3 protein-coding genes are annotated in these 23313 nt (G+C 70.8%); all 3 read left to right on the top strand.

Annotation, left to right across the window (positions count from 1 at the left end; translation table 11 throughout):
• The 3 genes from WFK36_RS07400 to WFK36_RS07410 are packed head-to-tail and all read left to right on the top strand — an operon-like array spanning position 1 to position 23263.
• The gene (locus tag WFK36_RS07400) at positions 1–1836 is read left to right on the top strand and encodes a siderophore-interacting protein (RefSeq protein WP_336791124.1); all 1836 of its coding nucleotides are present in this window, start codon (positions 1–3) and stop codon (positions 1834–1836) included.
• Positions 1833–10637: an amino acid adenylation domain-containing protein gene (locus tag WFK36_RS07405; protein ID WP_336791126.1), complete on the top strand. Its 8805-nt coding sequence runs from the start codon at positions 1833–1835 to the stop codon at positions 10635–10637. Before WFK36_RS07400 ends, WFK36_RS07405 begins: the two co-directional genes overlap by 4 nt.
• Positions 10634–23263: an amino acid adenylation domain-containing protein gene (locus WFK36_RS07410; protein ID WP_336791128.1), complete on the top strand. Its 12630-nt coding sequence runs from the start codon at positions 10634–10636 to the stop codon at positions 23261–23263. The genes WFK36_RS07405 and WFK36_RS07410 overlap by 4 nt, the downstream gene beginning before the upstream one ends.
• The last annotated feature ends 50 nt before the right edge of the window (positions 23264–23313 follow it).

Genomic DNA, 23313 nt, shown 5'->3' on the forward strand with positions numbered 1-23313 from the left:
ATGCCCCGCACCGTCCGTCAGAAGACGTTCTACAGTCCCGCGATCCGCGAGATCGAGGTGATCGACGCCTACGACGTGACGCCGGGCATGCGGCGGATCGTCTTCGGCGGTGAACAGCTTCGCGGATACGTCACCGTTGACGGCATCGAGGTGCCCGCGTTCCGCAGCGACGAGTTCGACGACGCGGTCCGGTTCGTCTTCCCGTCGCCCGGTGAGAGCGAGGCAGCGCTCCCGGTACAGGGAGACGGTGAACTGATCCACCCGCAGGACCGTCGGCCGATGGTCCGGGCGTACACGGTCCGGTACTGGGACGCCGACTCCGCGCGCCTGGTCGTCGACTTCGTCCGCCACGGCACCGGCATCGCGTCGACCTGGTCGGCCCGCTGCTCGGTCGGGGACCGGGCCCACATCGTCGGACCGCACGTCACCGACGCGCACCCCGAGAACATCGACCACATGCTGATCGTCGGCGACGAGACGGCGCTCCCGGCCATCGGTCGGTGGATCGAAGACCACCCCGCCGGACAGGCCGCCACCGTGATCATCGAGGTCGCCGCGGGCGCCGACAAACAGGATCTGGTCGCCGGCCCCGACGTCGACGTCCGGTGGCTGGTACGCGGAGACGCGCCGGGCGGCACCACCGACCTGATGCTCGACGCCGTCGCCGGACTCGACTGGCCCGACGGCTCGGTGTACGCATGGGTCGCGGGGGAGACGTTGAGTCTCAAAGCGATTCGACGCCACCTCGTCGAAGTCCGCGGTCTGCCGAAGAACCACCTGGAGGTCGCGGGCTACTGGCGTCGGGAGACCGTGGCGACCCTCGCCGACGATCCCGCTCTGCCCGACGCGACAGAGGACTGGGCCGAAGACAAGTTCCACGAGATGTGCGAACTGCTTCCTCCGATCGCGCTGCGCGTGGCCGTCACCCTGGACGTCCCCGAGCAGCTCTCGCGCGGGGTGAGCAGGCTCGCCGACCTCGCCGCCGCCACCGAATGCGACCCCGCAGCGCTCAGCAAGTTCCTCCGCTACCTGATCACCGCGGACCTCGTCGAGCAGGAAGGCGACGACTACCGGCTGACGAACCTCGGCGAACAGTTGACCGACGACTACTACGCGAAGGACCTCCACCTGCACAGCCCGGAGGCGCTCGCCGAACGTGCACTGTTCGGCCTCGCCGACGCCGTCCGCACGGGTGAGTCCGTGTACGGCGACATGTTCGGGATCGGTTACCGCAGCCTCCTCGGGTCGCACCCGTCCGGCGCACGATACTTCGCCGACGCCGACGACTTCGCGAACTACATCGCGCCCACCCTGGTGACCACCGACGTGTTCGACGGGCTGACGCACGTCGTGGTCCATGCCGACGGCGCCGCCACTTACGCCACCAAACTGGCCGAGACGTTCGGCGACCTGCGGGTCACGATCCTCGGCATGCCGGCCCAGATCGAGCACATCCGCGCCGATCTCGCCGAGGCGATCGCCTCCGACCCGCTGTTCGAACGGATCAGCTTCTGCGCCCAGTCGGTGTTCGAGGAACTGCCCGAGGCCGATGGCGTGCTGCTGGTGTCGATGCTCGACAAGAACCCCGACGCCGACGCCGTCCACCTCCTCCGCCGCCTCTCGTCGAGTCGAGCCCGCCTCATCGTCGTCGAAGAGCCGATGCAGGAGAGCCAGATCAGCGACCACGACACGATGGCCGACCTGACCAATCTCGCCGTCTACGGCTCCGGCTTCCGGACGGACGCCGAGCACCGGGCCCTGTTCGCCGACGCCGGGCTGCGGGTGACGTCCGCCCAACACATCTACTGCGGCGAGACGGTGTACACGCTCGCATGACGGAGACTCTCGCTGCCACCGGGACTCTGGCCGCCACGGGGGCGCAGCGCGGAATCTGGTTCAGTTCCACGCTCGTCGAACCGTCGAGCGTCAGCCACGTCGTCGCGGACGCCTGGGTGCTTCCCGAGGTGCCCGACGGCGGCGCGCGCGCCGTGGCCGCGGCCTTCTCACAAGCGCTCGCCGAGGCGGAGATGCTGTCGGCTCGCTTCGACGTCGTCGACGACGAGGTCGTGGCGCACCTGCGCGCGCACGACGTGTCGACGGTCCCGGTGCACGACCTCGCGGGCGCCGACGCGTCCGCATTCGTCGCGCACTGGTGGCCTCGTCCCATCGATCCCGCCGTTGATCCGTGTGTCGAGGCGATCGTGCTCGACGGCGGCGAGTCGGGGATCACCGTGGCCGTGCGCGCTCACCACATCGTCGTCGACGCCCACGGTCTCGGGCTCATCGCCCGGCGCGCCGCCCAGATCCACGCCCACGGCTCGGACACCGAGCGCGGACGATACGGGTCCGTCGCCACACTCGTCGACGAAGAGCGCACCTACCTCGAGTCCGAGGACGCCCGAGCCGACGAGGCCTTCTGGGACGACGTCCTCGTCGACTCCGACCACGAGTCGGCCGCCAGCATCAGCGGCCCTCGACATGTGCCCGGAATCGCCTCCTCCATCCGCACGGCAGTCGTCCGGATCGACGCGGTCGACCTCGACGCGCTCGGCGCCGAGGCCGGATCGACATGGATCGAGGCCGTGGTGGCCGCGGTCGCCGCACACGCCTCGTCGGTGATGGCGTGCTCCGACGTCACGATCGGCCTGCCCGTGGCCGACCGCATGCGCAGCGCCGCCCTGACCGTTCCCACGACCACCGTCAACGTGCTGCCGCTTCCGTTGCGCATCGGACCGTGGGCGACACCGGTCGAGGCGACTCGCACCGTCGCCGCTCGGGTCGCCGACGTGCGTCCGCACCAGCGGACCCGCGGAGAGTCGATGACCTCGGGACTCTGGATCAACGTCAAACCCGGCGGCGACCGATTCCGGTTCGGCGGGGTCACCGGCCACATCGTGTCGTATGCGCGGGGACCGGTCGACGATCTGTCGGTGACCGTGGAGAGAACAGGCGAGCACCTCGTGCTGCTGCTCGACGCCGACGCGGACCGGTACGACACCGCGCGCCTCGACACCGTCGCATCGGACCTCGCCGACGGTGTCCGCGCGTTCATCTCCGCACCGAACACTCCACTCGCCCGAGTCGTCGACCGAGCGTCGACAGCGCTGCGGAGCGACGTCGATCCGGACCTCGCGCCCGCCCTCGACATCGCGACACAGATCGTCGACGCCGCCCGACGCACACCCGCCGCCGTCGCCGTCGTCGCTGACGGCCGTGAGTCGACGTACGCCGAGATCCTGGAGTCGGCACGCGGTGTCGCATCCGCCCTCGTCGACCGTGGAGTGTGCCCGGAGACCGTCGTCGCGGTCGCCGTGCCGCGCAGCCGCGCCCTGGTCGAGGCCGTCGTCGGCGTCCTCCTCGCCGGTGGCGTGGTCGCTCCGATCGACCCGGACTACCCGGCCGACCGCATCGCGCTCATTGTGACCGACGCCGAGCCCTCCCTGGTGATCGTCGACACCGCCACCCCCGCAGCGGTCCACGACGCCGTCGGCGGTCTCGCGGTGGACATGGCCGACCTGGCGACCGTCGGTACACCACCAACACCTCATTCACACAGAGTCGACCTCGACAACGCCGCCTACCTGGTGTTCACGTCCGGATCGACCGGTCGCCCGAAAGGTGTCGTCGTCTCCCACCGGGCCATCGGCAACCTGATCTGGTGGCGACAGGCAGAGTTCGGACTGGCGCCGGGGGAGCGGCTCCTGCAGAAGACCTCGCCCGGCTTCGACCCGTTCGTCCCCGAGATCCTGTGGCCGCTCGTGGTCGGGGGCGCCGTCGTCATGACGCCACCCGGCGCCGATCGGGACCTCGACGCATTCGCCGACGTCCTCGCCGCGACGCCCGTCGAGTTCGTCGAACTCGTGCCGTCGGTGATCGCCGCGCTGCTCGAGACCGGTCGCGGCCCGCGACCGGGAACCATCCGCACCGTGTCGGCAGGCGGTGAAGCGCTCGACACCGGGCTCGCCCAGCGGCTGAGCGCCGCCTGGGACTGCACCGTCGTCAACACCTACGGGCCTGCGGAAGCCGCAGTAGAGGTCACGGCGCACACCGTGACCGGAGAACGTGCACCCGGTTCCGCCGCCGCGGGGTCGGTGCCCATCGGCCGACCGATCCCGAACACCACCGCGCACGTGCTCGACGGGTGGCTGCGCCAGGTCGAACCCGGGCAGACCGGGGAGCTCTACATCGGGGGCGTCCAACTCGCCCGCGGCTACCTCGGACGCGGCGACCTCACGGCCGGCCGCTTCGTCGCCGACCCGTTCGGCGCACCCGGCGAACGCCTGTACCGGACCGGCGACATCGTCCGTCGCGGCGACGACGACCGGCTCACATTCGTCGCCCGCAACGACTCCCAGATCAAGATCCGCGGGCACCGAGTAGAGCCCGGCGAACTCGAGTCCCTCATCGCCGGGCTCGACGACGTCGCGGCCGCAGCCGTCATCACCCGCCGCCGCGGCGACGAGCACGTCCTCGCCGCGTTCGTCGCCCCTCGCCGCGGAGCGGCACTGCAGCCGAGTCGGATCAAGGCGTCCGTCGCGGAGTCCGCGCCGCCGCACCTTCATCCGGCCACGGTCACCGTGCTCGACGCCCTCCCGGTCACCTCGAGCGGAAAGCTCGACCGCAGAGCGCTCGCCGCGATCGAGACCGCCCACCTCGGCACCGAGACGATCGTCGTCGACAGCTCCGCGTGGACCGCTGTCGAGCGCATCGTCGCCGAGACGGTGGAAGAACTGCTCGGTACGGCCGTCACCGATCCGTCCGAGGACTTCTTCAGCCTCGGCGGCGACAGCATCGCCGCCCTGCGCCTGGTGTCCCGATGCCGTCGCGCAGGCCTCGCCATCACCACCGGTCACGTGTTCGCAGGCGCCACCGTCAGGGGCATCGCCGCGCTGGCCCGGCCCGTCGACGACAGCGCCGCACCGACGATCGACCCGACGGGCGCCGTCGTCCCCACGCCGATCATGGCCGAAGTGCTCGACCACGACGGTCCGTGGACCCGCGGACACGGACAGGCGATGATGGTCGTCCTGCCGCCGCACGTGGACGCGGCAGCCCTCCACGCGGCCGCATCCGCCGTCATCCGCGCCCACGACGTGCTGCGCATGCGCGCCGACGGCGACCTGACGATCTCCGCCGTCGACGAGAATGCTCTGCACCGGTGGCTCGGCGACGACTCCGGCGACCCCGCAGACATCGGCGAGCGCGCATACCGCGCCCTCGACCCGGCCGCGGGTGTGCTCGCGAGGTTCGTGCACGTCGTATCGCCCGCACACGGTCCGTGTGCCGTCATCGCCGTGCATCACCTCGCCGTCGACGCCGTGTCCTGGTCGGTGATCCTCGACGACCTGCGCGCAGCATGCGAACAGGTGACCTCCGGGGTGCACCCCGTCGTCGAACCGGCGCCGACACCGTTCCGCGCATGGGGCGAGAGCCTGCGGCAGTCCGCGACCGACGGGACGCTGGCAGACCAGGTTCCGTTCTGGCGGCAGACGCTCGCCGAGTGGGACGCGCGGCTCTCCGGGTCGGCACTCGACGCCGACCGGGACACCGTGGGCGCCGCCACCGATCTCACCGTCGAGATCAGCGCGGCGACCGGAGTCGCGATCAGCGCCGCGGCAGCGGCGATCTCGGGAACCGTCGCCGACGTCCTCGCCGCCGCACTGCTGCGGGCTATGGACGGCGACACCCTCGTGATCGATCTCGAAGGCCACGGTCGCGAGACCGGACACCTTCCGGAGGACCTCGACCTGTCACGCACCGTCGGGTGGTTCACCACCGTCGCACCGGTCCGTCTGCACACCCGACCGCACGTCGACGTCGACCGACTCCTCAAGGACGTCAAGGAACAGATCAGGGCGGTGCCCGACCGCGGAATCGGCTACGGCGCGCTGTACGCCCACCGACCCGACGCCGACCTCTCCGACGCCCCCGCCCGCCAGATCCTCTTCAACTACCTCGGACGCTTCGGTGACGACACCGAATCCGAGGGGCCCTGGACGGTGCTGCCCGCACCCGGACGCGACGGTGTCGGCGCCCTCGGGGTGAGCTCCGATCCCGACATGCCGCTGACCCATCACCTGCAGATCAACGTGGCGTCGACCCCGGACGGCGCGCTGACCGCACAGTGGCGCTGCGCTCCCGACGCCGTGGACCTGCAGGCCGTCCACCGCCTCGCCGCAGCCTGGCGGACCGCCCTCGACGACATCGCGTGCGCCGAGCGCGACGGCCTGATTGGCGGTCTCACCCCGTCCGACGTGCTCGCCGACGTCACCGCCGACGACCTCGCCGACTTCGAACGGCACATGAGCGTCGTCGATGTGCTGCCGGCGACGCCGTTGGCGCAGGGCCTGCTCTTCGAGGCGACCTACGCCTCCGAGGACGCCGACCGGTACGTCGTCCAGATGCTGCTCCAATCACCGGAGACGATCGACCCGATCCGCCTCAAAGAGTCGGCCGATCGTCTGATGATCCGCCACCCGCATCTCGGGGCGACCATGCGGACCACCTCGGCGGGGCTTCCGGTGTCGGTGATCCCGACTCGAGTCGACGTCCCCGTCGACCACCTGACGATCACCGACACCGCGGACTGGGAACACTTCCTCGACCTCGACCGATCCCGCGAGTGGCCGCTCAACGGTGACGACGACGGCAGCATCCCGCTCCTGCGCCTGACTGTCGTCGACGGCCTCGGCGACGGCTCGAGGGTCGTCCTGACACACCACCACCTGATCCTCGACGGCTGGTCGTCGCCCCTTCTCCTCCGGGAACTGTTCGACGGCTACGCGGACCACGAGATCGGGCCCGCGGCAGGCATCGTCGACTACCTCCGGGCTGTCGGCGACCGGGCCGCGGACGCTCCGGCACTCGACCGGTGGCGCACAGCCCTCGCTGGAATCGCGACCCCGACCCGGATCGTCGACGCCGGACCCGGAGCAGGCTCGCACGACCTGCACGCCGAACTGGACGTCGACCAGTCGGCCGCGGTGAGCGCAGCGGCCCGATCGGCGGGACTGACGACGAACACCCTCTTCCAGACCGCGTGGGCCGCAGTGCTCGCCGCCCGAGTCGGCCACGGCGACATCGTGTTCGGCACGTCGGTGTCCGGACGTGACGTCGACGTGCCCGGCGTCGAGTCGATCATCGGTCTCCTCATCAACACGGTGCCGGTGCGCATCACCCTCGACCCGCGGGAGACGGCGCACCAGGCGTGCCACCGCGTGCAGCGGGAACAAGCCGCGCTCGCCGACATCCACCACGTGGCCCTTGCCGAGATCCATCGGGTCGTCGGCGCGGACAGCTTGTTCGACACCCTTCTCGTCTTCGAGAACTACTCCGACGACGCCCTGTCCGGCGGGGTCGAGGTGACCGGGATCCGCGACTCCACGGGCTACCCCGTGACGGTGATCGTGATCCCGGGACCCGCCACCCGCATCGTCCTCAAACACCACGACGGGGTGCCCGCCGACGTGGCCCGAGCCCTCATGGACGGACTCCTGTCGGCCGTCGTCGCGCTCGCCACCGGGCCCGACGTGCCGGTGGCCGCGATTCCCGCGGCCGTCGCCGAGCCGCTCGCCGCAGGCGGACCACTGCGCTCGCCGATCGGCACACGGACCGTCGTCGACCTGTTCGACGCGTCCGTCGACCACTGCCGCGACCGACGCGCAGTGATCGTCGACGGCTCTCCCGACATCACCTTCGCCGAGCACACCGACTCGATCCGCCGTCTGGCACGCGAACTCATCGGTCGCGGCGTGGGCCCGGAGAGTGTGGTCGCCGTCGTCCTGCCGCGGAGCGTCGACCTCCTGGTCTCGGTGTGGGCGGTGGTGTGCGCAGGCGGCGCGTACCTGCCGATCGACCCCGATCTCCCGCGTGAACGCATCGACGCGATGCTCGACGATGCGTCCGCATCGGTGATCGTCACCACGTCGGGCTCCGCGGGAGTTCTCACCGGTCGCGACGGGGACCTCGTGGTCCTCGACGAGCCGTCGACCGTCGACGTCGTTCGCGCGCACCGCACGACGCCGATCTCCGACACCGAACGCACCGGTCCGCTGCGGGCGGACCACCCGATGTACGTGCTGTTCACCTCCGGCTCCACCGGTCGTCCCAAGGGCGTCGTCGTGTCGCACGCCGCGGCCGCGAACAGGTTGGTCTGGGCACAGGAGACATACGGCCTGACCACCGACGACGTCGTCGTCCAGAAGACACCGTCGACTTTCGACGTGTCCGTGTGGGAACTGTTCTGGCCCGCGCTCGCCGGGGCCGCCACGCTGGTGATCGCTCCGGAGACGCACAAGGACACCGCGTACCTCGCCTCAGCGTTCGCCCGCCACGGTGTCACCACCGCACACTTCGTCCCGACGATGCTCGCCGCCTTCGTGCTCGACCCCACGGCGTCCGTGCTGAGCGGGATGCGGGTCCTCTGCAGCGGTGAGGCGCTCGGTCGTCCCACCGCGTCCGCCGCCATCGCCCTCGGCGCGCAGGTCCACAACCTGTACGGGCCGACCGAGGCCGCCGTGGACGTGACGGCGTGTCGGGTCCTCGACGACGCCGGGCCCGTCCCGATCGGCGATCCCGTCGCCTGCACCAGCCTGCACGTCCTCGACCAGTGGCTGCGCCCGGTCCCGACCGGGGTGGTGGGGGAGCTGTACCTCGGCGGCGTCCAGGTGGCCCGCGGTTACGTGGGTCGGCCCGGACTCACCGCAGGCCGGTTCGTCGCCGACCCGACCGGCACAGGCCGCCGGCTGTACCGGACCGGCGACCTCGTCCACCACGACCACACCGGGGCGCTGCACTACGTCGGGCGCAGCGACTTCCAGGTCAAGATCCGCGGACAGCGGATCGAACCGGGCGACGTCGAAGCCGCGCTGGCCGCCCTCGACGGCGTGGCGGCGACCGTGGTCGTCGCCCGAGACGTGGGACACGGACTGCAACTCATCGGGTACATCACCGGCACGACCACGGTCGAACAGGTCCGTGAGCAGGCCCAGCAGCGTCTGCCCGCACATCTGGTACCGGCGCACCTGGTGCTCCTCGACGCGCTGCCGGTGACGCCGAACGGCAAAATCGACAGACGGTCGCTTCCCGACCCGGCGCGGACCGCAGTCGCAGACGGGCGCGCCCCACGCACCCCGGTGGAACAACTCCTCGTCGAAGTGATCGGCGACGTTCTCCGGCTCGACGAACCCGTGTCGGTGGACGACGACTTCTTCCACCTCGGCGGCGACAGCATCGTGTCCATCCAACTCGTGGCCCGCGCCCGCCGGGCCGGCCTCGAGTTCGATCCGCGCGACGTCTTCGAGACCCGCACCGTCGCAGGCCTCGCCGCACGCGCCCGCATCAGCGGTTCGCAGATCACCACCGGAACCGTCGACCGGCACGGGCACGTCCCGGCATCGCCGATCGCCGCGTCCGCCGTCGGCCGCCGCGGGATGGAGCGGTTCGTCCAACTGCGACTGCTGACGGCACCGCCGCGGTGCACTGTCGACGACGTCAAGGCGGCACTGGGCGCACTGGTCTCGACGCACGAGGTACTCGGCGCGCGACTCGAAGTCGACGGCGCACTCGACGTGCCCGAACGTCCGGACGCCGTTCCGCTCCTGGACGCCGACACCGACCTCGAAACCGCCCTGACCTGGGTGTTCGACCAGATCGACCCAGCTGCAGGAGTGATGCTCGCCGCGTGGTGGCGACCGTCCGGCGACTCGGGAGAACTGCTGCTGGTCGCACATCACCTGGTGGTCGACGCCTACTCGTGGCGAGTCGTCGTCGACGACCTGCAGGCGTTGTGGTCCGGCGGGCGAGTCGAACCGGCCGCCACGTCGTACCGCGAATGGATGACTGTTCACCGGCCGGCGCTCGCACAGCCCGCATCGACCGACGACGGTCCGTCGAACCTCTCGGACACCGTTGGGACCGCACACACGCGGACTGTGACGGTCGACGTCGAAGCCACGGACGTGCTGCTGACCCGGCCGATCGAGACCTACCGGGCGACCACCCAGGACGCGCTGGCCGCCGTGACCGTCTCGGCACTGCGTGCCTGCGGGCAGGACGACACCGTCGACGTGGAGGACCATGGTCGAGCACACGGGCCGTGGGATCTGTCCAGGACCGTCGGATGGTTCACCACCGTCGTTCCGCTGCGCCTCGACCAGGAGACCGCGACACCGGCCGGGCTGCTGCCTGCAGCGAAAGAGGCCCGTCTCGCGGTCCCGCACAACGGTGCGGGACTGCCGGGAACGGCGCCGTCCGCCGTCCTGCTCAACTACCTCGGCGCGGACGGCACGGCCCCGGCCGACACGGGGGAGTGGCGGATCGCGGACTCGTCCGGCTCCGCGGTCGAGAAGGCCGAGACGATGGCCCACGACCTGGTGCTCAGTCACCTCGTGCACCTCGACGTCGAACTCGTCGACGGACCGGACGGACCGTGCCTCGCCGCCTCCTGGCGTGTCGCGGCGAGCGTGTCGACCGTGGCGGTCGACGCTCTCGTCCACGCGTGGCGGCGGGCCGTCGACGAACTCATCGAGCACCTGACGTCCGACACCTCCGGTGGCCTCACCCCGTCGGACACCCTCGTATCCATCTCGCAAGCCGAACTCGACGACCTCGCCGACTTCGATCTGGAGGACCTGTGACAACCCGCGCCACCCCCGCAACCGCACAGCCCAAAGTCGTCGACCTGTGGCCGCTGTCCCCGCTGCAGCAGGGGCTGTTCTACGTGGCGCGCAGCACCGACGGCGTGGACCCGTACGTCGTCCAGCTGGCCGTCGACATCAACGGCACGTTCGACGTGGACCGCTTCCGGACGGCGGCGGCGGCACTCGTCGATCGGCACCCCGGACTCCGCGGCGCGTTCCGGCAGCGGGCGTCGGGGGAGCCCGTGGTGATGATCGTCGACCGGGTGACGCCGCAGGTCGACGTCGTCGACCTGCGGGACGCCGCCGACGCCGAGTCCGCGTGGACGGCGATCGTCGACGCCGACCACCGCCGGGGATTCACCGTCGCCCGCCCGCCACTCGTCCGCTTCACCGTCGCGGACCTCGGGGGAGGCAGACACCGCCTCCTCATCACCAACCACCACTTGATCTGGGACGGGTGGTCGACCCCGATCGTCGTCGCCGACCTGTTCCGGCTGTACGCGGGCATGGACCTGCCGGAGGCACCGAGCTACCGCTCGTACCTCGGGTGGCTGGCCGGCGCGGACACGGCCGCGGCCGACCGGTGGTCTGCCCACCTCGGCGGCCTCGCCTCGCCGACCCGCCTATCCGGGGGGACCCGCCGTCACGGCGACCCGGTCACCGTCCGGACCACCCTCGACGTCGCCGCCCACGGGCGGCTCACCGCACTCGCCCGGTCGACGGGCGTCACCGTCAACACCGTGATCCAGGCGGCGTGGGCCCTGGTCGTCTCTGCGCTCACCGGGAACGATGACGTGGTGTTCGGGGCCGTCGTGTCCGGGCGTCCGGCCGACCTGCCCGACGTCGAGTCGACAGTCGGACTGTTCATCAACACTGTTCCCGTGCGAGTGCGGCTCGATCCGGCCGCGACCGTGAGCGAACTGCTCCGAGCGATGGCCGCCGAGCAGTCCGCGCTCCTCACCTCACACCACGTCGCACTCCACGACGTACAGGCACGAGCGGGCCTCGGTGAGCTCTTCGACAGTCTGGTGGTGTTCGAGAACTACCCGCTCGACGAGGCCGCACTCACCGACCTCGGCCGACAGGCAGGCCTCACCCTGTCGATCACACCGGGTCGGAACGAGACCGACTACCCGGTGGTCCTCACCGTGACCCCGGAGCCGACCGGCGAGTTGGACGTCGCGATCGAACTCGACGCGACCGCAGGCCCCGTTGCCGCGCACGCTCCCGCAGTCCTCGCGCGTGTGCTCGAGACGATTGCATCCGGCGACGACCCGATTCTCGCACGCATCGCGGGAGTGCCCGCAGACATCGCGCCGCCTGCACCGATCGACGGACCGGACCTCGTCGACGACGTCTTCGCCGCTGCCCGGACGGCAGCCGCCGTCGATCCTGATTCCGTCGCTGTCGACGGGCCCGACGGCCGCGTCACCCGCGGTGCGTTCTGGGCGCGCGTCGAACGACTCGCTCGCCGCCTCGTGCGGGCGGGAGCAGGACCGGACGTACCGGTCGCCGTGGTCCTCGACCGGCGCACGGACCTGGTGACCGCGCTCCTGGCCGTCGTCCGTTCGGGCGCCGTCGCCATGCCTGTTGATCCCGACTATCCGGCCGATCGCATCACCGCGATGCTGGGCGACGGCGGGCCCGCCGTCGCCGTCGTGTCGTCGGCCACCGCAGACCTCGTCGCGGGACTACCCGTCGTCAACGTCGACGACCCGATCGATGATGTCGACGACGAGATCGAGTTGCCGCGACCGCGTCCCGACCACGGCGCGTACCTGCTGTTCACCTCCGGCTCCACCGGTCGCCCGAAGCCCGTCCTGTCCACTCAGCGTGGACTCGCAACCCGCCTGAGCTGGGACCTCGACGTAGCGGGGGCCGACCGCGCGCGGCTCGCGAAGAGCTCACCGAGCTTCGTCGACGGACTCACCGAGATCTTGCTGGCCGTCGCGACCGCATCGCCGGTGGTCGTCGCCGACGACGCCGCTCGACGGGACCCGACGGTGCTCGCCGACCTCCTCGCCACGCATCCCGTCGACCGATTCGGTGCGGTCCCCGCACTCCTCGACGTGCTCGTCGACGATCTCCCCGTCGCCGCCCGACCCCCGCTGTGGGTGTCCAGCGGCGAAGCGCTCCGAACGGACGTCGCGGCCCGGCTGCTCGCCGTCGACCCGGCTGCCCGCCTGGTGAACTCGTACGGTTCATCCGAAGTGGTCGGCGATGTGACGGTGCACAGCGTCGACGCCGACACCATCGGCTCCGGCAGCAGCGTCCCCATCGGTCACGAGGTGCCCGGCACCACCGTGGTGATCCTCGACCAGTGGCTTCGGCCCGTCGCCGACGGGGTGACCGGCGACCTGTACGTCGCAGGGCCGCAGCTGGCCCGCGGATACCCCGGCGCTCCCGACGTCACCGCCGTCCGGTTCGTGGCCGACCCGACCGGGGACGGGACCAGGCTCTACCGGACCGGCGACCTCGTGCACCGCGACCCGACAGGCGCCCTCGTCTTCGACGGCCGCGCCGACGCCCAACTCTCGATCCGAGGATTCCGAGTCGAACCGGGTGAGGTGGAAGCCGCGCTCTCCGCGCTGCCCGGCGTCGACGGCGCGGCAGTCACCGTGTTGTCCACCGCAGGCGGCGACGTCCTCGCCGGTTTTGTCGTCGGCGACGTCGACCTCGGCGACGTGCGCCGACGTCTCGGCGCATCACTGCCCACCCACCTGGTCCCGACGGTCCTGGCGCCCGTCCCCGCCATCCCGTTGTCGCCGAACGGCAAAGTCGATCGCCGCGCGCTCGCCGCTCTGGACGTTCCCGCGCCGCGACCCGATCTGCACCGACCGCCCGCCACTGAGACCGAACGGGCAGTCGCCGCCGCCGTCGCGGACGTCCTCGACACCGCAGACCCTGGCATGGACGACGATCTGCTGTCGCTGGGCGGCCACTCGCTGTCCGCGGCGCGGCTGACGGCGCGACTGACCAAGGAACTCGGCGTGACCGTCGGGATCCGCGAAGCGTTCGACCACCCGGTCCTCGGTGAGCTCGCCGACCGCATCGACCGGCTCCGCGCCGAATCCCGCCGTGCGGAATCTCCCCGACCCGACGCCGTCGTGGCGTCGACGGACCGGCCCGAGCGGCCGCGGCTGTCCGCCGCGCAGGAACGCATGTGGTTCCTGCACCGGCTCGACGGGCCCAGCGCGGTCCACACCATCCGGTTTGCGCTCGCGATTCCGGCGACCCTCGACCACGCGGCGTTGACCGCGGCGTTCGCGGACGTGATCGAGCGACACGAAGTGCTCCGAACCGTGTACCGCGCCGACGACGACGGATCGTGGCAGCACGTCCTGACGGTCGACGACGCCGACACCGCGGTCGCCGTCATCGACGTCGAGGTGGCCGACCCGAACGTGGTCGACCTCGCGTCGGCGGGCGACGCGGCCGGGGCGGCGGTCGCCGCGGCAGGTGCACACGCCTTCGACATCGCCGCCGAACAGCCGATCCGTCTCACCCTGATCCGCGGTGCAGACGGGCACAGTGTGCTGGTGGCCGCCGTCCACCACATCGCCGCAGACGAGTGGTCGGCGCCGATCCTGGTCCGCGACCTTTCGACGGCCTACGAGGCACGACTCGCGCAGCGCGTCCCCACCTGGCGTCCGCTTCCCGTCCAATACATCGACTACGCGGCCGCACCGATCCCCGACGACGCACTGGCCCGGTGGACCGAACGCCTCGCAGGCATTCCCGACGAGATCCCGACCCCACGTGATCGGCACCGGCCCGACGTGTCCGACCAGCGCGGTGCGACCGTCGCCTTCACCGTCGACGCGGCCCAGACCGCGGGGCTGCGTGCGCTCGGACGCCGGACCGGCGCGTCGATGTTCGTCCTGTCGCACGTCGCGACCGCCGTCGCGCTCGCACAACTCGGCGCAGGCGACGACATCGTGCTCGGCACCCCCGTCGCGGGCCGCACCGACCACGCCGTCGCCGACCTGGTCGGACTCTTCGTCAACACCCTTGTCCTGCGTACACGGATCAGTCCGTCGGCGACGCTCGGCGACCTGGTCACCACGGTGCGCGACATCGACCTCGACGCCATCGACGACCAGCAGACGCCGTTCGAGCGGATCGTCGACGAACTCGCACCGACTCGGTCGTTGACGCGCCATCCGCTGTTCCAGAACTTGGTCGCCTACCGGGCGCCCGGCGACTCCCCACGTTTCGCCGGTCACCGGGTCGAGGCCGTCGACCACCCCGCCGACCTCGTGCAGTTCGACCTGTCGACCACGGTGCTCGACGACGGGCACCGTCTCGCGGTCCGGATCGACTACGCGGTGGACCTCTTCGACGAGGCGACCGTCGAACGCATCGCCGCAGCCTGGCGGACCGTCGCGCGAGCACTGGCGACCGACCCGACGGTCCAGGTCCGCGACCTGCCGGCCGCCACCGCCGCCGATGCCGCACTCGTCACCGCGACGTGGCCCGACGGCGGGCCCGCGGTCGGCCTCGACTCCCTCGTCGGGGCACTGGATCGGAGCGCGCAGGCGCACCCGACCACAGTCGCCGTCAGCCGACCCGATTCGCCGGCCACGGTGACCTACTGCGACCTCGCCGGGCGTGCCAACCGCCTCGCACGCCACCTGCTGAACCGTGGCGTCGGCGCCGACGACCGGGTGGTCGTCATCGCCGACCGGAGCATCGACACCGTCGTGTCGATCATGGGCGTCGTCGCTGCGGGCGCCGCCTTCGTGCCCGTCGACCCGGCCCAGGGCGCCGACCGGCGGTCGGCGATCATCGACGCCGCCCGACCCGCGGCGATCCTCGACGGTCTGGACGATCAGTCTCTCGGCGGCTACTCCGACGAGCCGATCACCGATGCCGAACGACGAGCACCGGTGCGCGGCGACCACACCTGCTATATCACCTTCACTTCGGGATCGACAGGTGTTCCCAAGGGTGTCGTCGTGTCCCACGCCGCCATCGCCAACACCGTCGCGTGGCGCCAGGACACCTTCTCCCTGACCGTCGGCGGACGACTCCTTCAGAAGACGTCACCCGCGTTCGACCCGTACATCCCGGAGATCCTGTGGCCGCTGGCTGTCGGTGCGACCGTTGTGCTGGCACCCGACGGCGCCGAACGCGACCCGGTGGAGCTGGGTGAGCTCATCGTGGAGCAGGACGTCGAGTTCGTCGAGCTCGTCCCGTCGATGATCGGCGCGATGATCGACGCCGGAGTCACGATCGCGAGACCAGGCGACCGTGGGCTCGAACTGTCGGCAGGCGGCGAAGCGCTCCGCCCGGACCTGATCGAGACGATCGGTTCTCGGTGGGACGTCCATCTCTGGAACACCTACGGTCCGGCGGAGGCCGCCGTCGAGATGACCGCCGCCGATCTGCACGGCCACCACGGCGGTCCGGTTCCCATCGGCGCCCCCATCCCGGGCGCCCGCGCCTACGTCCTCGACACGTCCCTGCGTCCGGTGGCCCCCGGAGTGATCGGAGAACTGCACATCGGCGGCCGACCGCTCGCCCGCGGCTACCTCGACGCACCGGGACTGACAGCCTGCCGTTTCGTCGCCGACCCGTTCGGTGACGGTGGACGCCTCTACCGCACCGGCGATCTCGTCCGCTGGACCGGAGGCGGCGCACTCGAGTTCATCGGCCGCACCGACTTCCAACTCAAGATCCGCGGCATGCGGGTGGAACCGGGCGAGGTCGAGGCGATCCTCACCGCCGTCGACGGTGTGCACGCCGCGGTCGCGACCACCGTCGGCACCGGCGCGTCCACCCGGCTCGTCGCCTACGTGACCACCGCCGGCCTCGACGCGTCCACTCTTCTCTCGACACTGCGCGCCGGATCGGCCCCTGCCCATCTGGTCCCGTCCGCCGTACAGGTGATCGACGCGTTCACCCACTCGGCGAGCGGCAAGATCGACCGACGCGCCCTCCCGCCGTTCGACGCGGCCGACGGACCCGCACCCACCGGCCCCGGACTCGTCGGGGACGTCGAAGAGGCGGTGGCCGCGGTGATGGCCGACGTCCTCGACGTACCGGTCTCCGTGCGGGACGCGGATTTCTTCGCACTCGGCGGACACTCGCTGATCGCCACCAGACTCGTGTCCGGTCTGGCCCGCGCCACGGGTCGACGGCTCGCCGTCCGCGACGTGTTCGAGCACCCGACCGTCTCCGGTTTGGCCGCACTCGTCGCGGCGACATCGGCCTCCGACCAGGGCGGACCGACCGTCAGCGGGACCGAGATCACTCGTGCTCCGGCGACTCCGGGGCAGCGGTCGCTGTGGCTGCTGGCCCAGATGGACGCGGGCGCCGCGTATGAGAATCACGGAGTCTGGACCGTCGACGGCCGGCTCGACGTCGACACCTTGCGTGCCGCCGTCGTCGACATGCTCGGGCGCCACGACGTGCTGCGAACCGTCTTCGAATGGGACGGTGACAATCTGTGGCAGACGGTGCGCCCGCTCGCCGAGATCACCCCGACGGCCGTCGTCACCGAGGAGACCTGCGCCGCCGCCGACCTCGACGATCGACTCGTCGAACTCCGCGCCGAGCGGACCGACCTGGCGTCAGACCTTCCGATCCGGATCCGACTGTTCCACACCGGCGACGCCGATGTCCTGACGGTGTCGTTGCACCACGTCGTCACAGACGAGACGTCGACGCCGCTGATCTACCGCGACCTCGACGTCGCGTACTCGGCGCGGACCGACGGGGAGGCGCCCGCATGGGCGGGCCGGCCCGCGCAGTACGCCGAGTACAGCCTCTGGCAGCAGGAGCGGTCAGCGCCGACCGCGGCCGCCGACCTGGAGTCGACCGCCGCAGCACTCGCCGACTTCCCGCTGGTCGCCGACCTGCCGTACAGCTCGGACGACCGCGACGGGTCCGTCGTGTACCGGAGCGCCCGGATCAGTTCGTCCGACGTCGAAGCCGTTCGTGCGGTCGCGTCGACGGTCCGGACCACACCCCTGATGGTGTTGCAGTTCGCGGTGGGTGCGGCCCTCGACGCGCTCGGCGCAGGCGACCGCGTGGCGGTCGGAACGCCGGTCACCCTGCGTGACGACGAAGCGTTCGCAGACACCGTCGGGTACTTCGTCAACACCGTCGTGCTGCGCAGTGACCTTCGCGGGCGGCCGTCGTTCCGGGCCGCTGCCGACGGGCTCCGCACCGAGACCCTCACCGCATTCGACCGGCGGCACGTCCCGTTCGGTGACGTCGTCGACCGGCTATCCCCGCCCCGCCCCGCCGGCGTGTCGCCGATCTTCCAGGTGATGATCGCCCACCTCGACGACTCGGTCGACCTCGCGCCGACACTCGGGGGTCGTCGCCTCGCTCCGGTCGCCGACGTGGGCCGCGGGAGCGTCACCGACATCGTCGCCTCCCTCGCCGAACTCCCGGACGGCGGCTGGGAGGTCGGCGTCGACGTCCCCGACGGATTGTTCGACGACTCGGTCGTCGACGTGCTCGTCGGTGTGGCGACATCGGTGATCGTGCTCATCGGGCGACTGCCCGACACCGGGCTCGACGATCTGATCGGCATCGCCCGCGCCGCTGTCGAAGCGGATCCGGTCGACGTCGTCGATCCGGCCGCCGACGCCGATGTGGACCGGCGACTCGACGCCGGGGGCCTCTGGACCGCGTACCGAACCGTCGCCGCTGCAGTCGATCACCCGGTCGCAGCCGTGATCGCCGCGTTGTCGCCCGCACTCGGACTGACCGCGGAAGGCTCGGACGCGGCGCGTCCGGAAGTCGCCGTCGACCGCCTGGCGAGCATCGTCGTCCACCACGATCCCCTCGGGTTCGAGGCCGACGACCGCAGACCATCCGGCGGGGCCCGGGTGCTCACCGACGGCGGAGTGGTCAGACGTCTCGACCTGCTCGACGACGGAACCGACCCCGTTCGACTCGACGCTGCCGCCGCACTGGTCGGCGTGCTCCTCGACAGCGCCGACCTGACCGTCGCGCTGCCGTCCGCAACCGACTGGTGGGACCGGCAACTGACCCGCGCAGCGTCCGACGACCTGCTCGACGGGCATTGGGTGGACGTCGCCGAGGCGGCCGTGGACGCGGACGAACCGGCCGTCGTGGCCCGCGGGGACCTCCGTGTGGAACGCTTCGGCGCCGACGGCGCCGTGTCCGGGCGAATGACCGACCGGGCCGTCGACGCCGTTGTCGAAGCACTCCGTGAGGCAGGAGTCGACCTCGGCGAGAACCCGCTGGTCGACGTCGAGGAGACCGCACGCCGGACCCCGGACGACGCGTTTGTGCCGGGTGTCCTCACCTGGCGGTACCCGGTCCTCATGTATCGCGGCGTGTGCGAACTGCCGCCCGTCGACGAAGCGGGCGACTACACCTTGCTGCGGTACCACTCGGTGCACGCACAGGGGATGTTCGCCGACCTTCCGGACTCCGACCTGCTCGTTCGTGTCCACCACACGGACACCGTCGTCACCGGTCCCGACGCAGCCGGCCTCGGTACATCCGGTCTCGGGGACTACCGAGCCGTCGTGACGGTCACGATCACCGATTCCGGCCGGGTCGAGGTCGGCGTCGTCCACGACTATCCGATGTCCGTGGACGTCGCGGCGATCGCCGGGGCACTGACCGGGGGATCGACGGGGGAGCAGAGGCCGCACGTCGACCTGCTCGCCGCGGCGGTCGACAGGACCGAGACGGTTCACCACGATCTGTTGCGACTCACCGCGGCGGACCGCATCGCACTGACCGAGCGGCACGGCCCGATCGAGGACGTGTGGCCGGTGACCGCCCTCCAGGAAGGCCTGCTGTTCCATCTGCAGGTCGCCGCAGACTCGGGCGACGTCGACCTGTACGCATCGCAGTCCGTCGCGGCCGTCCGGGGCCGACTCGACGTGCCGCGGATGAGGGCAGCGATCGGGTCGGTGATGCAGCGGCATCCGAGCCTGCGCGCCGCGTTCGCGACGGTCGCCGGACGGTCGGTGTCCGTGATCGTCTCGAGTGTCGACGCTCCGATCCGGGTGTACACGCGCGCCGATGTGGTGCGCGACGGCGTCGAGTCGATCCTCGCGGCCGAACGCTTCGCGCCTTTCCACGCCGAGCGTCCCCCGCTGATCCGATTCGCGTTGGTGCCCGCAGCCGACGACGAGTGGCTCGTGGTGTTCTCCTTTGAGCACGTCCTCATGGACGGCTGGTCGATCGGACGACTTCTCGACGACCTGTTCGCGTTGTACGCGGGTGAGTCGGCGGCGCCTGCCGCGTCGATGCGGGCCTGCCTCGACCGCCTGTCCGAGCACGACGACGACGCTGCGGCGGCATCGTGGCGTCGGTACCTGTCGGGCGTCGACGAGCCGACGGTGCTCTATCCGGCCGCGACCGCGAGTCGACCGGACGCCCTCCGCGCAGCCGACCACCACCGGACGCTCGACGCAGATCTCAGCGGTCGTGTCCGCCGGGCGGCAGCCGCGGCGGGCGTCACCGTCGGAACCTTCCTGCAGACCGCCTGGGGAATCACCCTCGGGCGCCTCACCGGCCGGACAGACGTCGTGTTCGGAACGACGGTCGCCGGCCGACCCGCCGACGTCGACGGCGCCGAACGTGTGGTCGGACTGCTGTTCAACACAGTTCCGGTCCGTGTGGACCTGTCCCGTCCGAGATCGGTCGCCGCACAGGTCAGGGCCCAACAGGACGCGTGGGTCACCGTCCTCGACGCCGATCACGTCGGACTCACGCAGATCTCCGACGACGCCGGGGTGCCCAGCCTCTTCGACACGTTGTTCATCATTCAGAACGTGCCTGCCAGCGTGGAGGGACACACCTTCGGCGGACTCGAGGTGGTGTCCCGCACCGTCAACGACGCCACGCACTACCCGGTGTCGTTCGCAGCCGATCCGGCTGAGCAGATCGTGCTGCGGTGCGCGTACCGGTCCGACGTCCTCGACGCGGACGAGGCCCGAGTCCTGACCGACCGATACGTCGACGTGCTCACGACGATGGCGACGGACACGTCAACACTCGTCCCGCGGATCGGTGTCACCACCCCGGTCGAGCACGAGCTGGTGGTGCAACGCTGGAACGACACCGGCCACGACGTTCCGGACGTCACCATCGCCGAGCTCTTCACGGCGCAGGCGCGTCGCACACCCGACGCGACGGCGCTGGTCGCCGGATCGACGGTTCTGACATTCGCGCAGATGTCGGCGCGGGTGAACCGGCTCGCTCGACTGCTGATCTCCCGAGGCGCCGGACCCGAGCAACGGGTGGTCCTGCTGCTGCCCCGTGACGAGCGGATGGTGCTGGCGATGTTCGCGTGCTTCGCGGCGGGCGCGGCATACGTCCCCGTGGACGCAGACTATCCGGCCGATCGGATCGCCTACATGATCGCCACGGCCGATCCGGAGGTGATCGTCGGGACCACGGATCTGCTTCCGGCAGGCCGGCTCCCCGCGGGGGCGCGGGTCGTCGACCTCGACGATCCGTCGATCAGCGACGAGTTGGCGCGAATCGCGGACACGGATCTCGCCGTCGGTGAGGCGCCCCGCGCGGCGGGGGACAACCTCGCCTACGTCATCTACACGTCCGGCTCCACGGGCCGCCCGAAGGGGGTGGCCGTCGGGTACCGCGGATTGACGAACATGCTTGTGAACCATCGGGCGAAGATCTTCGACCGCGTGGTCGCCGAGCAGGGCGGACGCCGGATGCGGATCGCGCACACCACGTCGTTCTCGTTCGACGCGTCGTGGGAGCAGTTGTTCTGGCTGCTGGACGGCCACAGCGTCGACGTCATCGACGAGGAACTCCGCAAGGATCCGCCCGCGTTGCTCGCCTACTACGACCGCGCGGGAGTCGACGGCTTCGACGTGACCCCGTCGTACGGTCAGGTTCTGCTCGACGCCGGGCTGCTCGACACCCGGGTGTCGTTCGTGTCGCTCGGCGGTGAAGCGGTTCCGGACGCCGTGTGGACGGCGCTTCGTGAAGCGCCGGGCGTGTCCGGTTACAACCTGTACGGGCCCACCGAATACACCATCAACGCGCTGGGCGCAGATCTCGCCGACAGCGTCACGTCGTCGGTCGGGGAGCCGATCCACAACACACGCGCGTACGTCCTCGACTCCGGTCTGTCGCCGGTGCCGCCGAACACACCCGGTGAGCTGTACCTGGCGGGTGCGGGCACCGCTCGCGGTTACCTCGGCCAGCCGGGGATGACCGCGGAACGCTTCGTCGCGTGCCCGTGGGGCGACGGTGAGCGCATGTACCGGACGGGTGACGTCGCCCGGTGGCGGGACGATGGTTCGCTCGACTACCTGGGACGATCCGACGCCCAGGTCAAGATTCGGGGCTTCCGCATCGAACCGGCCGAGGTCGCCGACGCGATCGCAGCCGTTGACGGAGTCAGCCGGGCCGCCGTCCGCGTCGTCACGTCGCCGTCGGGCGTGCCCGCTCTGGTCGGCTACGCGGTGCCGGACGCCGACGACGTCGATCCGGCTGCGGTCCGCGAAGCGCTGCGCGAGACGCTGCCGGACTACATGGTCCCCGCCGTGATCGGACTGATCGACGACCTGCCGCTGACCGTCAACGGCAAGCTCGACGTCGCCGCGCTGCCGGATGTGCCGCTCGCTGCCGACGAACTGGTCCCGCCGGACGGTCCGGCCGAGGAGTTCGCCTGCTCCGTGTTCGCAGACCTCATCGGTGTGCCCGCGGTGTCGGCGACGGCCGACGTGTTCGACTCCGGGGCCAACTCGCTGATCGCGATGAAGGCGGCCGCTCGCCTCAACGACGGCGAGCACGGCTTCTCGGTGCGCGTGCGGGACGTGTTCTCCGCTCGTACACCGCGGGCGATCGCCGCACTCGCCACGGCAGGCGACGTCGACGCCGAGCACACCGCGACGCATCCCGCGGTCACCGAGTTCGCAGCGTCGACGACGGGCCGCCGCGTGTTCTGCTTCCACGAGGCGTTCGGTTTTGTCGCGGCCTACGCGAGTCTCGTCGACCAGGTCCCGGAGGGGTGGGGCGTGGTCGGTGTGAGCGACGTCTGCACGGTGCCCGACTCGGTGGAACCGTCGTCGTTCGGAGCGCTGGCCGAGATCTACGCGGACGCGGTCCAGGCCACGCAGCGGTCCGGCCCCTACGACCTGCTCGGCTGGTCGTACGGCGGTCACCTGGCGTTCGCCGTCGCACGTGCCCTCGTCACGCGAGGCGAGCGAGTCGTCTCGCTCACTGTGGTCGACGCGTACGCAGTCGATGCAGCGGACGCCGAGACGATCGACGCCGCGGAGTCGCGACGCCGTGTCCGGGCGCTCGTCGGCGCGTCGGAATCGGAGTCCGAGGTGGACGTGGTCCGGTCGGCGCTCGATGGTTCGCCGCTTGTCGGATTGACCGACGGCGAGTTGGCTGCGTCTTTCGAGTCGCATGCTCGTTGTGAGCGGATGTTGACAGAACCGACCGCCGGGTCTGTCGACGTGCCGACCGTGCTGGTCTACTCGACGATCGAGGCGGAGGCCGCAGTGCCCGTCGAGTCGACCTGGTCGTCGCATCTCACCGGGGACGTCGACGTCATCGGAGTGTCCGCCGCGCACGACGAGTTGGTGACGTCGGAGCATGTCGAATCCTGGATCTCGCCGGTGCGTCGAATCTGGAGGTGAGACTCGATCGGGTCGTCGGACGATCGGCGGCGGTGTGTGCCATGGTGGGA

The organism is Gordonia malaquae, from assembly GCF_037148075.1.
Taxonomy (GTDB): domain Bacteria; phylum Actinomycetota; class Actinomycetes; order Mycobacteriales; family Mycobacteriaceae; genus Gordonia; species Gordonia malaquae.

Excerpts from the sequence above, each read along its gene's own strand:
- WFK36_RS07400 (WP_336791124.1), top strand. The coding sequence starts at position 1 with ATGCCCCGCACCGTCCGTCAGAAGACGTTCTACAGTCCCGCGATCCGC.
- WFK36_RS07405 (WP_336791126.1), top strand. The coding sequence starts at position 1,833 with ATGACGGAGACTCTCGCTGCCACCGGGACTCTGGCCGCCACGGGGGCG.